Genomic DNA, 17,242 nt, shown 5'->3' on the forward strand with positions numbered 1-17,242 from the left:
CCACCTTCAGCGCCTGTGGAACTGTCGTTCCACTCCTCGTCACGTCCGGTTCCGTGAGAGCGCTGGACCTGCTCCGGACTGAACTGATAGCTGAGGAGTGCCTCTGGTCTCTGACTGTTAAAATAATTGTCTCGTCAGAAAAACGCCTCAAGGGTCCGGATATTCCGGCATAACCAGCATGGGGTCATTTGCCTGTAGGGCCTGGAACTCATCAATGCAGCTGATCCTGAACACCTCCCGCGGTCTGTCGACGGTAGTCAGCTCCTTGTCGATTATTTATTCCTTTGTTTGTGACATCTACTTCTGATACCAGAGCAAAAATCTAATCCATATGTATATGAAATAATTTGTTGTTTAAAAAATGAGATTTAATATCCTTAGCCAGGACACCAGAATATACCTGGTAGAATGCACGAGCATATTGATTTTTTCGTGTATCAGTGGTTAAAACCGGACGGTATGCATATTTCAGAAACATCTAATCACCTAAATTTTTCAGTAAGTTACACATAACCCCCCCCACTATTAAGAATTACTCTCAACACTATTTGTATCGTGCAGTATCAGGAATGATCGTGGTTGCTGACACAATAACGAAAATCCTGCATTTTTGTAATCGACCTCATCTATCACTACATTATTGCAACTTATTGGACACATTTAATCATGTGCTTAACAATGTACTTGCAAGTGAGTTTTTATCTCATACAAAAAAATGATTGTTTTCAATAGTCGAAATTTCTCATCAAGGCTCTGATTTGATAAGAAATAATTAATTATCAGTGTATTATCGGGGTTAAGGTGAACTATGTTCGGATTAGATGCCTTCCATTTGGCCAGGGTACAGTTTGCATTTACTGTTTCCTTCCACATTATTTTCCCAGCAATAACCATTGGTCTGGCCAGTTTCCTGGCCGTGCTCGAAGGGTTATGGTTAAAGACACGAAATGACACTTACAAGGAGCTCTATCACTTCTGGTCAAAAATTTTTGCAGTAAACTTTGGTATGGGTGTTGTTTCCGGTCTGGTTATGGCTTATCAGTTTGGTACCAACTGGAGTGGCTTCTCACAGTTTGCAGGGAGTATCACCGGTCCATTGCTGACCTACGAAGTTCTGACTGCGTTCTTCCTTGAAGCGGGTTTCCTTGGTGTCATGCTGTTTGGCTGGAATCGTGTTGGCCCCGGTCTGCACTTCTTTGCTACCTGTATGGTGGCGCTGGGGACACTGTTTTCCACGTTCTGGATCCTGTCATCCAATAGCTGGATGCAGACTCCACAGGGTTATGCCATCGAGAATGGTGTTGTTATCCCTGTAGACTGGCTGAAAATTATCTTTAACCCTTCCTTCCCGTTCCGCCTGTTACATATGTCCACTGCGGCTTTCCTTGCAAGCGCTTTTTTTGTCGGAGCATCAGCAGCATGGCATCTGCTAAAAGGCAATGATACTCCCGCTATTCGCAAAATGTTCTCTATGGCATTGTGGATGGCATTAATCGTTTCCCCGATCCAGGCCGTTATCGGTGATGCGCATGGTCTGAATACTCTTGAGCACCAGCCGGCAAAAATCGCTGCGATTGAAGGACACTGGGAAAATAAACCTGGTGAAGCAACCCCTCTGGTTCTGTTTGGCCTGCCAGATATGAATGCAGAAGAGACGAAGTACAAAATAGAGGTCCCTTATCTTGGCAGTATTATCCTTACACACAGCCTTGATAAGCAGGTGCCTGCCCTGAAGAGTTTCCCTAAAGAAGATCGTCCTAACTCCACTATCATATTCTGGTCTTTCCGCGTAATGGCTGGCTTAGGGATGCTGATGATTCTTCTCGGGGTGGTCAGCGTATGGCTGCGCTGGCGGAAACGTCTCTATACATCTAAACCGTTCCTCTATTTTTCTCTCTTCATGGGGCCTTCGGGACTGATTGCGTTACTGGCCGGTTGGTTCACAACTGAAATAGGTCGTCAACCATGGGTCGTTTATGGCGTACAGCGAACGAAAGATGCTGTTTCTGCACATGGCGATTTACATATGTCAATCAGCTTACTGGCGTTTCTTCTTGTTTACACCTCAGTCTTTGGCGTCGGTTATATATATCTCGTACGTCTGATCAAAAAAGGGCCTGTACATGCTGAGGAGCATCAGGAGGTAACGGATGGAACACCTGCCCGTCCTCTGTCAGCGGTAAATGAGGGTTTGGCAACACGTGGGAGAGACAAATAATGGGTATTGATCTGTCAATTATCTGGTTTGTCATCATCGTCTTCGCTACGTTGATGTATATAGTGATGGATGGATTTGATCTGGGAATCGGTATTTTGTTCCCGTTTCATAAGCACGATGTCGATCGCGATACAATGATGAATACCGTTGCGCCGGTATGGGATGGCAACGAAACCTGGATGGTACTGGGGGGAGCGGCATTGTACGGCGCGTTTCCTCTGGCTTACGCTGTTATCATTGATGCTCTTAGTATTCCGCTTACCGCAATGTTACTTGGGCTTATCTTTCGTGGTGTGGCCTTCGAGTTTCGTTTTAAAGCAATCCCGGAACATCGACCTATCTGGGACAAAGCATTTATAGTCGGCTCTGTACTGGCCACTTTCAGTCAGGGTGTTGCAGTCGGAACCTTATTAAATGGATTGAGTGTGTCCGGACGTGCATTTAGCGGTTCTGCATTGGTTTGGCTCGCCCCGTTCCCTCTGTTCTGCGGATTGGGACTGGTACTGGCCTATGCCCTGCTGGGTTGCACCTGGCTGATTATGAAAACAGAAGACTCGCTTCACCGCAGGATGTCAGAGCTTGCAACTCCGTTAACCATTGGTTTACTGGCAGTTATTGCAATTATCAGTGTCTGGACCCCATTGACTCATCCTGAGATTGCCAGTCGCTGGTTCAGTATGCCAAATGTCATCTTTTTCCTGCCTGTACCATTGCTGGTCCTTGTTTGTTGCTGGGGTATCGTTCGCAGTGTTTATAGCCGTCGATCCAGCTTTGGTCCCTTTATGCTGACGTTAGGATTAATCTTCCTTGGTTTCAGTGGTCTTGGGATCAGTATCTGGCCATATATCATACCGCCTTCTGTAACCATCTGGCAGGCCGCGTCACCTCCTCAGAGTCAGGGCTTTATGCTAATAGGTGGCTTGTTGATTATCCCTGTAATCCTGATGTACACCTGCTGGAGTTACTATGTATTCCGGGGGAAGGTAAAAACTGGCGACGGTTATCACTAATGGTGAGGTCAATGGAGAAACTTAAATGAAAACCGTTGATGAAACACCTCGTCCATTCTGGAAAAAATTGATGTGGCTGGTGATTATCTGGGCTGTCAGTGTAATGGCGTTGGGGGTCGTTGCCACAATATTCAAATTGCTAATGACAGCCGCTGGGATGAAAACTCACTAACGTTTAAATCGGGTTACCTCTGGTAACCCGATTTTCTTAGTATCAAAAAGACATGTTTATGGTCAATTTCTCTGGTCAGAAGTGATTTAAATTTCTGACCATGAACTTGTACAACTTTCCTTCAGATATAATTCAGATAACGGTGTAAAAAGGAGAATGCTTACATACGAGCTTTGTAGAGCTCAATAATCTCCGAAAGGCTTGCCTGACGAGGATTGGTTAAAGAACAAGCATCATTTAGTGCATTTTGTGCCATAAATGCAAGTTTATCCTCCGTTACACCAAGATCAGCCAGGCGTTGATTCGTACCGACTTTTTGCGACAACATCTCAATTGCTTCGATAGCAGAATTAATGGCCTGCTCCTGAGTCATTGTTGAGACATCAATCCCCATTGCCCGGGCGATTTCAACAAAACGATCGGGAACCTTTTTCGCATTAAATCGGGATACTTCACCCAGCAGGATCGCATTACACAAACCGTGAGACAGATTATAAACGCCACCTAACTGGTGAGCCATTGAATGGACATAACCAAGAGACGCGTTTGAAAATGCCATTCCAGCCAGATATTCACCATATTGCATGGCATCACGTGCTTCGCGGTTTTGGCCATCATCTACAACGTCTTTAAGATTATTAACAATAATTTCAATTGCTTTGATAGCACAAGCATCAGTAACAGGCGTAGCTGCTGTTGATACATACGCTTCAATTGCATGAGTTAAGGCATCCATACCTGTAGTTGCCGTAAGGAACGCAGGCATTGCGACCATAAGTTCAGAATCGTTAACCGCAATGATAGGCGTAAAGTGCTTATCCACTACCGGGTATTTAGTTTCATCTTCCTGGTTAGTGACGATTGCAAATACGGTCATTTCCGATGCCGTACCCGCTGTCGTATTTACAGTAACTAATGGTAATTGTGGTTTTTTGGACAGATGCACACCTTTCGAGTAATCCCGAATATGCCCACCATTAGTGGCCACCAATGCAATACCTTTAGCTGTATCGTGAGAAGACCCCCCACCAAAGGAAATGACAAAATCAGCATTACTTTTTGCAAGCAAGGCTAAACCGTCATCAATATTTTTCTCTGTTGGATTAGGTTGAACACCATCAAATATTGCATAACTAATTTTATGCGCCTCAAGCTCATCTGTCAGTTTGTTAACCAGTCCCGTGTCAGCCAAAACACGGTCAGTGACGATCAGCGCTTTTTTTAACTCCCTTGAAACAAGTTCATCCCCTAAAAGACGAATAGCATTAAGTCCCATTAGGGTTACAGGCGGCATATAAAATACATTACTCATAGTTAATATCCTTTCGTCAGTTTAAATATTAGAGAGGGCATTTTAAATCTTGATAGCCTTGTTGTTTCTGTGTGTACATCATCTGCTTCATATACTATACGGCAGTATAGTAACTGGCAATACCAATACTGTTGATAAGGATTAAAAAAAGATAAACACTTGATTTTTAGTAAGCGTCGTCTGAGTACCGTCTGGTCCCGAATCCAGGATCCTGTAACTTAAGCACCCACTTATTTTGCAGGTGGACACCTCATGCGCGCTAAAGAAAGACTTCCCCGGAAACACTATTCCCCTGAATTCAAAATGGAACTGGTCAGGCTGGCTCTTGAAGAAGAAGGCAGTATTGCCGCACTGGCCCGGAAACATGACGTCAATGATAACCTGCTCTTTAAATGGATAAGGCTCTGGCAGCGTGAAGGGCGGGTCTGTCGGCCCCGAAAAAACTCATCGTCGCTTCCTGCCCTGATACCCGTGCAGCTTCAGGCGGGCTCTTCTCTCCCAACCTTCGAACTACCATCCTGCTCTCCTCCCGCTACCTGCCACATAAAATGTCGGGGAGGAGAAATAACACTGACTCATCCCTCTGCTGAACTCATGAGCACTGTCCTGCGCGAACTGATGCGGGGGCCGGTATGATAAATCTTCCCGCAGGCACAAAAATCTGGCTGGTTGCCGGTATCACCGATATGCGCAACGGCTTCAATGGCCTCGCCGCAAAGGTGCAGACCGCGCTGAAAGATGACCCGATGTCCGGCCACGTCTTCATCTTCCGGGGACGCAGCGGCAGTCAGGTAAAACTGCTCTGGTCCACCGGCGATGGTCTGTGCCTGCTGACAAAGCGACTGGAACGTGGTCGCTTCGCCTGGCCCTCAGCCCGCGATGGCAAAGTGTTCCTGACGCCGGCGCAACTGGCGATGCTGATGGAAGGTATCGACTGGCGACAGCCAAAGCGGTTACTGACATCCCTGACCATGTTGTAGCGCTCTTTATCCTGGTTGTCGCAGAATAAGCCTGGTAAAATACAGGCTTATGAACGATACCTCTTCTGACGACATCCTTCTGCTGAAACAGCGCCTGGCCGAACAGGAAGCGTTGATCCACGCCCTGCAGGAAAAGCTGAGCAACCGGGAACGCGAAATAGACCATCTGCAGGCGCAACTGGATAAGCTGCGCCGGATGAACTTCGGCAGTCGTTCCGAAAAGGTATCCCGCCGTATCGCGCAAATGGAAGCTGACCTGAACCTGCTGCAGCAGGAAAGCGATACGCTGACCGGCCGGGTGGATGACCCGGCAGTGCAGCGCCCGCTGCGTCAGACCCGCACCCGCAAACCGTTCCCTGAGTCACTCCCACGGGATGAGAAGCGGCTGCTGCCGACTGAGCCGTGTTGCCCGGAGTGCGGTGGTTCGCTGAGTTACCTGGGTGAGGATGCCGCCGAACAGCTGGAGCTGATGCGCAGCGCCTTCCGGGTTATCCGGACAGTCCGTGAAAAGCATGCCTGCCGTCGGTGCGATCGCATCGTTCAGGCCCCGGCTCCTTCGCGCCCCATCGAACGGGGGATCGCCGGACCGGGGCTGCTGGCCCGAGTGCTGACCTCAAAGTATGCAGAGCACACACCGCTGTATCGCCAGTCGGAGATCTATGCCCGCCAGGGTGTAGTGTTGAGTCGTTCTGTACTGTCGGGCTGGGTGGATGCGTGTTGTCGTCTGCTGGCACCGCTGGATGAAGCCCTTCAGCACTATGTCCTGACCGACGGCAAACTCCATGCTGACGATACGCCTGTCCCGGTGCTGTTGCCGGGCAATAAGAAGACGAAGACCGGGCGCTTATGGACGTACGTTCGAGACGACCGCAACGCCGGATCAGCGCTGGCCCCCGCAGTGTGGTTCGCTTACAGCCCGGACAGAAAAGGTATCCACCCTCAGACCCATCTTGCAGGCTTCAGTGGCGTACTGCAGGCTGATGCCTACGCCGGGTTCAACGAGCTCTACCGCGACGGCCATATAAAGGAAGCCGCGTGCTGGGCCCATGCCCGCCGAAAAATCCACGATGTTCACGTCCGTACCCCGTCAGTCCTGACGGAGGAGGCGCTGAAACGGATCGGCGAGCTGTATGCCATCGAGTCGGAGATCAGAGGTAAAAGAGCAGAGGAACGGCAGGCAGTCCGGCACCAAAAAGTGCTGCCGCTGCTGGCGTCACTGGAGGGGTGGCTGCGGGAGAAACAGAAAACCCTCTCAAGGCACTCAGAACTGGCGAAGGCGTTCGGGTATGCGCTGAACCAGTGGCCGGCGCTGATCCGCTATGCAGAAGATGGCTGGGTGGAGGTGGATAATAACATTGCCGAAAACGCCCTACGACGGGTCAGTCTGGGGAGAAAAAACTGGCTGTTCTTCGGCTCGGATCATGGTGGTGAGCGCGGTGCGTCACTGTACAGTCTTATCGGGACGTGCAAATTAAACGGCGTGGATCCGGAACGCTATCTGCATTATGTACTTGATGTCATCGCCGACTGGCCTGTGAACCGGGTGGGTGCTCTGCTCCCGTGGCGGGTTACTCTGCCTGCCTGACCAGCTTCACTTCGTCAATACGGTTCTCACTGCACGCTTACGATTTTTATCTGAAAATATTTTTTGATGTTTGATGAGGACTTGGGTTATCACTTCTGAGTAGTAACCTGTTGCGTGCGGGAAATATCTTCAGACAGGTCAGGTGACAACGCCGTACAGAATGGGCCTATACAGTGCTGTGGCCAGTCTCCAGTACCAGAACTGTCAGTTAGTACTGGTTTTCCGAACAGTGGGCGATTCTGCCCTATCGCCTGGACCGGTCTTGCGACGGTTTACAATTACAGATATCTGTAGGGTGAGGCGGCACCTGGAACACTGGTGCCGAGAATGATTACTGGATCAGAAAACTCAGGGCAGTATGTACTGCGCATGATAACGAAATTATCGCACCTGAACTGATGACAGCATTTGTCGTAGTGGTATACAAAGCAGAAATTTGTTTTGGCTGAACGACACTGGACTCCTGGGACATAGTCAGGGAATGAGTAGTATCTGTGGACTGGCTATGCCGTTCGGTTGGTGTTCATAATGACATCCAGCAGTGACCGGGTTTACCGGTCAGTTGCTATTTAAGATAGGCGCGAACCAGTTCAATCGTATCGTCAACTGATTTACTGACTTCATGGCTATAGTTGTCATTCTGGTCAAAGGTTTCTCGTATGTGACTCTCCAGAACCTCAGCCATCAATCCGTTAGATGCGCCACGAACGGCAGCAATTTGCTGGAGAATGGCGCGGCATTCAGCACCATTTTCAAGTGCTCTTTCCAGAGCATCAATCTGCCCTCTGATGCGGCGAACCCGTGTCAGTACCTTTTTTTTCTCTTCCGGAGTACTGGGCATTTCTTACCTCACTATCTTTAAGTTGATATACTGCATCGGAGTATGCATTATCCGATCAATGAATGTATACCTCCCATGTAGTATACAAACATAACAGAGCACATACCGATAAGCTTTATTTATAAAATAAAACAACTGGTTATATTATTGGCAAAATACAGGCTGAAGGGTGTGATATTAGCCCAAAAGCATGGTCAAAAAAAGCGCGTCGCAAACACTGATTTTCGATATCAAGCCACTTCCTGTTAGCGCATATTGCTTTAGCAGGCTAAATCCTCTTCCTTTTGTCCGAACATCGTCTGGTACCGTCATAGTCTGTGGGAGCTGTGTTCTGGTGTTCGGGCGTACAGACACAACCCAGCCACTATAAATGCATGATAGTGACATCAGGCCATTTATCTGCCAGGTACTCAGCAACCAGCCGTCTGTGGCAATGATGTGGTTTATGTTCGCTACACAATAAGCAAGCATCAGCAAACTGACTCTTTTCGAGCGTTTCGATATGTCTTTTTGTAATCAGATCGATGAAATCCGAAGAATATATATCCCAGTCTCCTTTCTGTAATTTGTATCGCTCAAACATTTCCCGCGTCGGGGCAAGATCTGGCATATGTGCGTAATCGATATCACACAGAGTACGGGCAAAGAACTTCAGATCGTCCTGTTTTGCAAAACCTGCCAGCTGAGAGCGATTATTGAGACGCACATCCAGAATACGTCTTGCTCCGGATTCCTTCAGACGCGTAAAAAAATCCTCCGCCGAAGATTGTGTGAAACCAATCGTAAATAGTTTCATCAGGTTCTCCTTACCACCTGCATAACAGTGATGTTTAACACTGGATAAGATTTGGTGTTTTTGCTGTGCCCTGGTACAACAGGTTTCTTATCACGTATTTTTTCAGGTAGTTACAATGACAGGTAAAATGTTCAGGGGATATACCAGTAGCGTGACAGTGTCGTCATTCACGCTATGACGACACTGTCCTTTTACCAGTTCCGTGACAACTCCCGGGCAATAAACGGTGCCGTGCGGCTTTCACAAACCTGTGATACCTGGGCGGGTGTACCTTCTGCAACCAGGTTGCCTCCCTCATGACCTGCTCCGGGACCAATGTCCATAACCCAGTCAGCCTGCACGACTGCACGCATATCGTGTTCAATCACAACTACGGTATTCCCTGTCTCAACAAGACGCTGCAACTGCACAAGCAGACGGTCGGCGTCTGACGCATGGAGTCCGGTGGTCGGTTCATCCAGAACATACAGCGTATGGCCACGTTGGCTACGTTGCAGTTCGGTTGCCAGCTTTATCCGTTGAGCTTCTCCTCCGGATAACTCAGTGGCTGGTTGACCCAGACGCAGATATCCCAGACCGATTTCGCCCAGCAGGCGCAGAGGTCGCGCCACGGGTTCTACATCAGCAAAGAAGCTGCAGGCTTCATCCACTGTCATCTGCAAGACTTCCGCAATGTTTCGCTCCTTCCAGCGAACCCTGAGCGTATCCGGGTTATAGCGTGCGCCATGACATGTCGGACAAGGGGCATACACACTGGGCATAAACAAGAGTTCAACGCTGACGAACCCTTCACCCTCACAGGTTTCACAGCGACCTTTTGCCACATTGAAAGAAAACTGTCCGGCATCATAATGATAGTTTTTAGCAGCAGGTGTTCCGGCAAAGAGCTTACGAATATGGTCAAACAGTCCGGTATATGTCGCCAGGTTAGAACGCGGTGTCCGGCCTATCGGTTTCTGGTCAACCTGCACCAGACGTTTGATCAGTCCGGTGTCGCCTGTCAGCGTACCGTAAGTTTTCTCAGTAACGGTTGGTCCCTCAGCATCACTGCCCTCGGATAACACGTCTTCTGGTTCATGGCCAAGCGAGGAAAGCACCAGCTCAGGTAAGGCCTGAGCAATCAGACTAGACTTTCCGGAACCCGAAATACCTGTAACAGCGGTCAGTACCCCCAGAGGAATACAGGCGTCCAGTCCCTTCAGGTTGTGACGGTGAATATCCTGTAATTTTAACCATCCTGCTGGCTGTCGGGCGTATGATTGTGGTGGCCTGATTTCATCAAACAAATACCGCGCCGTTCTGGATTCAGCAATAGCTTTCAGACCTTCAGGTACACCACTGTAGAGAATATGACCGCCCTGTTCTCCTGCAGCGGGTCCCACATCAACCAGCCATTGCGCCCGTCGCATCAGGTCAAGATCATGCTCAACGACAAACACTGAGTTTCCGGCATCCCGCAGGTTCTCCAGAGCATCGTAAAGTGCATGGCTGTCTGCAGGGTGCAGGCCTGCTGATGGTTCATCGAGAACATAGACGACCCCAAACAACATGGAGCTAAGCTGAGTGGCAAGACGCAATCGCTGGAGTTCCCCTGCGGAGAGTGTTGGCGTTGTTCTGTCTAATGTCAGATAACCAAGTCCCAGTTTCTGCAACTGATACAGCCGGTCCATAACACCTCTGGTCAGTCGTTGAGCAGCCAGTCGTTTCTCTGTCGATAATGCTGAGGTCCGGCGGACATCCGGCGTTACAGAATGGACTGCTCTGCCGGAACCTGCGCGTTCTGTCCGGTCCCGGCGGGTGATATCCCTGTCAGTATCAGCCCCGGCATGATGCGTACTGAAATCCCCCCGGGAGATAGGAAGAAGCAACTCAGCCAGCTGGTCTAAAGGCATCTGCATAAACTCACCGATGTCCACTCCAGCAAAAGTGACTGACAATGATTCCGGTTTAAGCCTTTTTCCGTGGCAGACAGGACACAGTTTACCTTCCATAAAACTGGAGACGCGTTTCCTCATCAGTGCACTTTGGGTGTGTGCAAAGGTATGCAGAACATAACGTCGCGCCCCTGTAAACGTCCCCATATAACCCGGAGTCATTTTTTCCCTGACTGCGACACGTGTGTCTTCCGGGCTGAGTCCGGGGTAGACCGGCACCGTCGGGGTATCTTCAGTAAACAGGATCCAGTGTCGCTCTTCTTCAGATAACTCTTTCCAGGGGATATCGACGTCATAGCCCAGTGTCACCAGAATGTCGCGAAGATTTTGTCCGTGCCAGGCAGGTGGCCAGGAGGCAATGGCTCTGTCCCGGATACTGAGTGACGGATCAGGTACCATCAGTGCTTCTGTCACATCATAGATATGTCCGAGACCATGGCAGGATGGACATGCTCCCTGAGGCGTGTTAGGAGAAAAATCCTCAGCATAGAGCATAGGTTGTTCTGCCGGATAGGCTCCCGCCCGGGAATACATCATGCGCACCAGGCTCGATAAGGTGGTCACACTGCCGACAGAAGAGCGTGCATTGCTGGTTCCTCGCTGTTGTTGAAGGGCAACTGCAGGGGGGAGTCCATCAATGGCATCCACATCCGGAACACCGGCTTGATCAATGAGGCGCCGCGCATACGGGGCAACCGATTCAAAGTAGCGTCGTTGCGCCTCAGCATAAATGGTTCCAAAAGCCAGTGAAGACTTACCGGAACCAGAGACCCCCGAAAAGACAACAAGTGCATCACGCGGAACAGAGACATCCACCTCTTTAAGGTTGTGCTCCCTGGCACCACGTACCACAACAGAATTACTGGCGTCTGTCAGGGTTGGGGGGGCACCAAAAAGTTTCTTTGACATAGTTTAATCCTGTAATACGTAAATCAACTTTACTTCTGACGCTGGTTACGTTGAATGGCGTTAACCGATGTGCCGAACCATTAGTTAAGAAGGAATAATGACAAAAGGGATTTATGCAGCAGTAAGCGGATTGCCTGCGCCGGCGCCGGTGATTAAATAAGGAATGCCGCTGATGTTTCAGCGGCATCAGTAAGGTTCAGGTATCACTCTTCTGAGCGGGAATGGACCGCACTCTTATCCGGATCAGGTGATTTACCTCCCGTGATAATGCGGGCTCCCCTGTATCCGATACTGTGGTTCCAGATCCAGCTGATAGCGACACTCAACCGGTTTCTGGTTCCGATCAAAAAATACAGGTGGATAATTTTCCAGAACCACCACGCCATGGCTCCCCGGAGTTTTAACCGTCCCATATCAACCACAGCCAGTCCGCGACCGATGGTCGCCAGGTTCCCCTGATGCCGGTACCGGAAAGGTTTCAGGACAGGTTTTTCATCCTTTAAACGGGACTGGATCAGTTTAGCCACATACTGTCCTTCCTGTTTTGCGGCCGGAGCAATGCCCGGGATCATCCTGCCGTCCTCTCCGGTCACGGCCGCGGTATCACCTATTACAAATATTTCAGGGTGTAACGGGAGCGTGAGATCAGCTCCCACGATAACCCGACCAGCCCGATCAGCTTCCGTCTTGAGCCAGCGTGCAGCCGGAGAAGCAGTGACGCCTGCTGCCCAGATGATCGTTTTGGCAGGAAGAGGTTGCCCACCATATACTACGCCTTCGGCAGAGCATTCCGTTACCGGTTGGCCAAAACTGACTTCCACTCCCAGTTTCTCCAGGGACTGACGGGTATATTCCGATAATGACTCCGGGAAGGCAGTGAGCAATCGTTGTCCGGCTTCAACCAGAATAATTCTGGTCTCTGTCGGATCAATAGAACGGAAATCATTTTTCAGCGTTTTCCTTGCCAGTTCGGCAATGGTCCCGGACAGCTCAACGCCTGTCGGTCCCCCCCCGACAATGACGAATGTCTGGTAGGCAGCCCGTAACGCGGGATCAGTGGTATTCTCAGCTTGTTCAAAAGCGGAAAGGATCCGTGCGCGCAGGGTCGTGGCATCATCCAGGTTCTTCAGTCCCGGCGCAAACTGTTCCCACTCATCATGACCGAAATAAGCGTGCGTGGCCCCAGTGGCAACGACAAGCGTGTCATAATCAATTCGGGAACCATCTTTCAGCAGAACCTCCCGTGAATCGGTATCCACATCCTGGACCTCGGCCATCAGGGTACGTACATCCTCACGATGACGAAACAGAGAGCGAACGGGCCAGGCAATTTCTGCTGATGGCAGTGATGCGCCAGCGACCTGATAAAGTAAAGGCTGAAACAGATGGTGGTTACTCCGGTCAATGATTGTGATCGAAACGCCCGGCTCTTCCAGTTCTCTGACAACGGAGAGTCCACCGAACCCAGCCCCTATCACGACAACATGATGTTTTTGATCGCAGAAATGTACCATAACCATAATTCCTGAATTTAGCGCGTCAGTGCTGCTGCATGATGTGCAATGTGGTCGCCAATGTAGCTGGAGATAAAGTAATAGCTGTGATCGTGTCCCGGACGCAGGTTAAGCGTCAACGGATGACCGGTGTCCTCACAAACGCTCTTCAGTCTCTCCGGCTGAAGCTGAGTCTTCAGAAACTCATCATTCAGTCCTTGGTCTACAAGCAGAGGTAGCCTTTCCTGCGCTTTACGGATCAACTCAACCGTGTCGTACTGCTTCCAGTATTCCCGATCATCACCCAGATAAGCAGACAATGCATTTTCTCCCCAGGGCACCTGAGAAGGTGCGACGATCGGTGAGAATGCGGATACACTCTGATAGCGGCCCGGGTTTCTGAGCGCAATCATCAGGGCGCCATGTCCGCCCATCGAATGTCCACTGATACTTCTTTTATCAGACGCCGGGAACCATTCTTCAATCAGGGACGGGAGCTCGTTTACCACATAGTCATACATTTTGTAATGTGTCGCCCAGGGCTCCTGGGTTGCATTAACATAGAATCCGGCCCCCTGACCGAGAGCGTAGTCAGGATCATCAGGAATATCGGTGCCACGCGGACTGGTGTCTGGTGCCACAATCATGATCCCATGCTCTGCGGCATAACGCTGAACGCTCGATTTGGTAATAAAATTCTGTTCCGTACAGGTCAGACCGGAAAGCCAGTAGAGTACCGGTACATTACCGTTAAGCGCCTGGGGTGGAGTATAAACACCAAATTTCATCGTGCAGCCAAGCGTGCCAGACTCATGCTGATAAACTTCCTGCCACCCATCAAAGCTGGCATGATGTTCAAGACGTTCCATAATTTTCTCCGTATAACGACAGGACAATTCAGCAACAACGTAACAACTCAGTCAGAGCGGTTTTCGTTATGTTCAGGGTCGGTGTGCGAGTTTCTTATTCTTCGCACCACCCACCAAATCGCGAGCACAATGAAGGGCACGAGAATGGCAACCGCCAGCTCAGGTGGCATGACATCGTGGATCCCGGGAACCCCTTTCACCAGATACGAAATCAGACTCACCACATAATATGAAATGGCGGCAACAGACAATCCTTCAACGGTTTGCTGCAGATGTAGCTGTTGTCTGGCCCGGTTATTCATCGAAGCCAGCAGGTCACGGTTCTGATGTTCCAGTTCAACATCTATCCAGGAGCGAAGTAACGAAATAGCCCGCATGAGTTTGTCAGACAGCTTCGCCTGTCGTTCTTTCACAGAACGGCAGGTTCGCATGGCTGGGGCAATGCGCCGTTGCAAAAAATCAGACCAGGTGTAGTAGCCTGGAACCGGCGTTTCGGAGAGCGTATTCAGCCTTTCCTCAACAATTTCATAGTAGGCCTGGCTTGCGCCAAACCGGTACAGATTCGCTGCAGCGCCGGCTTCAAGTTCTGCGGCAAGATTGGTCAACGCAGAGAGCAACTGTTCATTTTTACGATGCTCTCCGGTGCGCATTTCTTCTGTAATTTCAGCCAGTCGGTTTTCCACTCGCCTCAGTTCAGAGGCCATGGTTCTTGTAAGTGGTAAAGAAAGCAAAGCAAGCGTGCGATAATTTTCAATCTCAAGCAGCCGCTGAACCAGTGCACCCAGCTGTGCCTCTGTCAGGTCCCGTTCAAGTATCAGAATGCGTGTCAGCCCGTCTTTATCCTGGCGAAAATCAGAGATAATTGCGGCACGGCCATTTTCTGTTACTGAATAGCACCTGCTGACAGGATCTAAATTCGTTACTGCAGCCTCAGATTCTGCAGTCCATGGCAGAATATCCAGACGGGTACCACAGATAACCGAACCCGGTGGCGTGAAACCATGCCGGAAGGGGTTCTCTCCCCTTAACTGTCCGTCACGCGGATCGCATGTGGTACTCCATAAGTAGGTGGAAAACTCACCGTGTTTTTCACAATACAAAGCGCCTTCCCGCCACGTGATACCGTGCAGGGGTGCTGAATTTTCTGATGGTGTTAAACCAAGACGATCTGACAGCTCAACCATGACCCGCTGGTCACCTGACTGGTCGCCTTTAGTCATGAAAGCAAACTGCAGCAGGGTCTGTGGTGATGTGATAAGCAGGTGCGGACGCGCATGTACTTCATTGACAGCGGCCGTTCTGTCTTTATGAGCCGGCATCCCGTACACGGTTTCGGGTGATTGCATCTCAGAACGGATAGCAGATAATGCTGACTCTTTCATAAGACTCTCTCTTTTTCTGACGGCCAGTCACATTACGCTTCGAGAAAGATACCCGCAGACGTAAACGTCTGCGGGTTGATCTTCATACGCTGGCACAACTCATACCGTTCGCCTGATCGGCAAACCGTACAACATTTGTGTCGGATGCACCCTACGATCAGATGAAGGTATAGGAGCAGATCTTGTTACCAGCCGGATCACGCAGGTAGGCAGCATAAGCACCTGGCAGATGACCACGAGGACCCGGTTGGCCTTCATCAGTCCCGCCAGCAGCCAGGCCTGCGGCATGGAAAGCGTCAACTTCAGCAGGCGTGGCGGCAGCAAAGCCAATTGTCACACCATTGCTGGATGGCGCTTCACCATTGCCAGGACGGGCAATGATGAAAGCCGGCTTGTCACGGCCAAACAACACCCAGCCATTACCAAAAGGACCAAGGTTGTTGATACCGAGTGCACCTAAAGTGGCGTCATAAAACTCAGCCGACTTTTGAACATCTACAGCACCGATAAAGACGTGAGAGAAGATGCCATTGCCTGAAATAACTGGATTGGACATGGATTGTTTCCTTTAAAACTAATATTGAAAGATCGCCAGTGAAACCTGAATCAGTAGTGGATCACTGTACGAATAGATTTGCCTTCATGCATCAGGTCGAAGGCGTCATTAATCTCTTCAAGGCCCATGGTATGAGTCACGAATGGTGCGAGATCGATTTCGCCTTTCATCGCATCTTCAACCATGCCCGGCAGCTGGGTACGACCTTTAACACCACCAAAGGCAGAACCCTTCCATACACGGCCGGTGACCAGCTGGAATGGACGAGTGGAGATTTCTTTACCTGCACCCGCAACACCGATAACGACGGACTGACCCCAGCCACGGTGTGCCGCTTCAAGTGCAGAACGCATTACGTTTACGTTACCGATACATTCAAACGTATGGTCGACACCCCAGCCTGTCAGTTCAATGAGAACGTCCTGGATAGGTTTGTCGTAGTCTTTCGGGTTAATGCAGTCAGTTGCACCAAATGAACGGGCCAGGTCAAATTTCTCCGGATTGGTATCGATGGCAAAGATACGACCCGCTTTTGCCTGACGCGCGCCCTGTACCGCTGCAAGGCCAATACCACCCAGGCCAAAAATAGCAACCGTGTCACCTGGTTGTACTTTCGCAGTGTTGTGAACCGCACCGATACCTGTCGTTACGCCACAACCCAGCAGACAGACATGTTCATGATTCGCCTGTGGATTAATTTTGGCTAAAGACACTTCTGCGACGACGGTATACTCACTGAATGTAGAGCAGCCCATATAGTGGAAAAGAGGCTGGCCCTTGTAAGAGAAACGGGTCGTGCCATCAGGCATAAGTCCTTTACCCTGGGTGGCGCGAACAGAGACACACAGGTTAGTTTTTCCGGATTTACAGAACAGACACTCGCCGCATTCTGCCGTGTAAAGCGGAATAACATGATCGCCAGGTTTCACACTGGTGACCCCTTCGCCGACTTCCACAACAACACCCGCACCTTCATGACCCAGTACTGCCGGGAACACACCTTCCGGATCATCACCGGACAAGGTAAATGCATCAGTGTGGCAGACGCCGGTATGGGTGATTTTTACCAGTACTTCACCCTTACGAGGCGGCTCCACATCAATTTCAACGATCTCGAGGGGCTTACCAGGAGCAAATGCTACAGCTGCACGTGATTTCATATGTCATATCCTTTTATTACTGTTT

General features: G+C 50.0%; 15 protein-coding genes. 6 read left to right on the plus strand and 9 right to left on the minus strand.

The features are described from left to right. Positions 1-808 precede the first annotated feature (808 nt). The 3 genes from Y71_RS29355 to Y71_RS29365 are packed head-to-tail and all read left to right on the plus strand — an operon-like array spanning position 809 to position 3,400. Positions 809-2,218, plus strand: a complete 1,410-nt coding sequence (locus Y71_RS29355) for a cytochrome ubiquinol oxidase subunit I (RefSeq protein WP_007372362.1) — start codon at positions 809-811, stop codon at positions 2,216-2,218. Next, on the plus strand, positions 2,218-3,228 hold the full coding sequence (gene cydB, locus Y71_RS29360) for a cytochrome d ubiquinol oxidase subunit II (protein ID WP_007372361.1): 1,011 nt from the start codon (positions 2,218-2,220) through the stop codon (positions 3,226-3,228). The genes Y71_RS29355 and cydB overlap by 1 nt, the downstream gene beginning before the upstream one ends. A 25-nt stretch (positions 3,229-3,253) precedes the next feature. Beyond that, positions 3,254-3,400: a DUF2474 domain-containing protein gene (locus Y71_RS29365; RefSeq protein WP_000859348.1), complete on the plus strand. Its 147-nt coding sequence runs from the start codon at positions 3,254-3,256 to the stop codon at positions 3,398-3,400. Positions 3,401-3,560: 160 nt separating this feature from the next. Here the strand turns inward: Y71_RS29365 and Y71_RS29370 are convergent, their stop codons facing one another. After that, the gene (locus Y71_RS29370) at positions 3,561-4,712 is read right to left on the minus strand and encodes an iron-containing alcohol dehydrogenase (protein ID WP_007372360.1); all 1,152 of its coding nucleotides are present in this window, start codon (positions 4,710-4,712) and stop codon (positions 3,561-3,563) included. Between the two features lie 303 nt (positions 4,713-5,015). Here Y71_RS29370 and Y71_RS31065 point away from each other — a divergent pair, with 303 nt between their 5' ends. Genes Y71_RS31065 through tnpC form a run of 3 tightly spaced genes read left to right on the plus strand, consistent with a single transcriptional unit; the run spans position 5,016 to position 7,277 of the window. Next, on the plus strand, positions 5,016-5,348 hold the full coding sequence (locus Y71_RS31065; protein ID WP_050586387.1) for a transposase: 333 nt from the start codon (positions 5,016-5,018) through the stop codon (positions 5,346-5,348). After that, entirely contained in the window at positions 5,345-5,692 is a 348-nt protein-coding gene (gene tnpB / locus Y71_RS29380) for an IS66 family insertion sequence element accessory protein TnpB (RefSeq protein WP_000609174.1), read from the plus strand. Before Y71_RS31065 ends, tnpB begins: the two co-directional genes overlap by 4 nt. Before the next feature lie 49 nt (positions 5,693-5,741). Beyond that, a complete protein-coding gene (tnpC, locus tag Y71_RS29385; RefSeq protein WP_001000409.1) occupies positions 5,742-7,277 on the plus strand; it encodes an IS66 family transposase in 1,536 nt (511 codons plus the stop codon). 565 nt (positions 7,278-7,842) lie between these two features. Here the strand turns inward: tnpC and frmR are convergent. The 8 genes from frmR to Y71_RS29425 form a co-directional block, all read right to left on the minus strand. After that, positions 7,843-8,118 carry a formaldehyde-responsive transcriptional repressor FrmR gene (gene frmR, locus Y71_RS29390; protein WP_001141269.1) on the minus strand — a complete coding sequence of 92 codons (276 nt, stop codon included), beginning with the start codon at positions 8,116-8,118 and terminating at the stop codon, positions 7,843-7,845. Positions 8,119-8,482: 364 nt separating this feature from the next. Further along, positions 8,483-8,914, minus strand: a complete 432-nt coding sequence (locus Y71_RS29395; RefSeq protein ID WP_000765646.1) for a DUF488 domain-containing protein — start codon at positions 8,912-8,914, stop codon at positions 8,483-8,485. Positions 8,915-9,105: 191 nt separating this feature from the next. After that, positions 9,106-11,757, minus strand: a complete 2,652-nt coding sequence (locus tag Y71_RS29400; RefSeq protein ID WP_000038427.1) for an excinuclease ABC subunit UvrA — start codon at positions 11,755-11,757, stop codon at positions 9,106-9,108. Positions 11,758-11,960: 203 nt separating this feature from the next. Continuing rightward, complete coding sequence (locus Y71_RS29405) at positions 11,961-13,271, minus strand: NAD(P)/FAD-dependent oxidoreductase (RefSeq protein WP_000233327.1); 1,311 nt, start codon at positions 13,269-13,271, stop codon at positions 11,961-11,963. Between the two features lie 17 nt (positions 13,272-13,288). Next, the gene (fghA, locus tag Y71_RS29410) at positions 13,289-14,119 is read right to left on the minus strand and encodes an S-formylglutathione hydrolase (RefSeq protein ID WP_000440264.1); all 831 of its coding nucleotides are present in this window, start codon (positions 14,117-14,119) and stop codon (positions 13,289-13,291) included. 47 nt (positions 14,120-14,166) lie between these two features. Then, positions 14,167-15,501 carry a DUF3422 family protein gene (locus Y71_RS29415; RefSeq protein ID WP_000664785.1) on the minus strand — a complete coding sequence of 445 codons (1,335 nt, stop codon included), beginning with the start codon at positions 15,499-15,501 and terminating at the stop codon, positions 14,167-14,169. 157 nt (positions 15,502-15,658) lie between these two features. Then, positions 15,659-16,057 (minus strand): VOC family protein, encoded by a 399-nt coding sequence (locus Y71_RS29420; RefSeq protein WP_000070400.1) that lies wholly within the window; start codon positions 16,055-16,057, stop codon positions 15,659-15,661. A 50-nt stretch (positions 16,058-16,107) separates the two neighbouring features. Continuing rightward, a complete protein-coding gene (locus Y71_RS29425; RefSeq protein ID WP_000842119.1) occupies positions 16,108-17,217 on the minus strand; it encodes an S-(hydroxymethyl)glutathione dehydrogenase/class III alcohol dehydrogenase in 1,110 nt (369 codons plus the stop codon). Between the last annotated feature and the right edge of the window lie 25 nt (positions 17,218-17,242).

The sequence above is a fragment of the Kosakonia radicincitans DSM 16656 genome (assembly GCF_000280495.2).
GTDB lineage: Bacteria > Pseudomonadota > Gammaproteobacteria > Enterobacterales > Enterobacteriaceae > Kosakonia > Kosakonia radicincitans.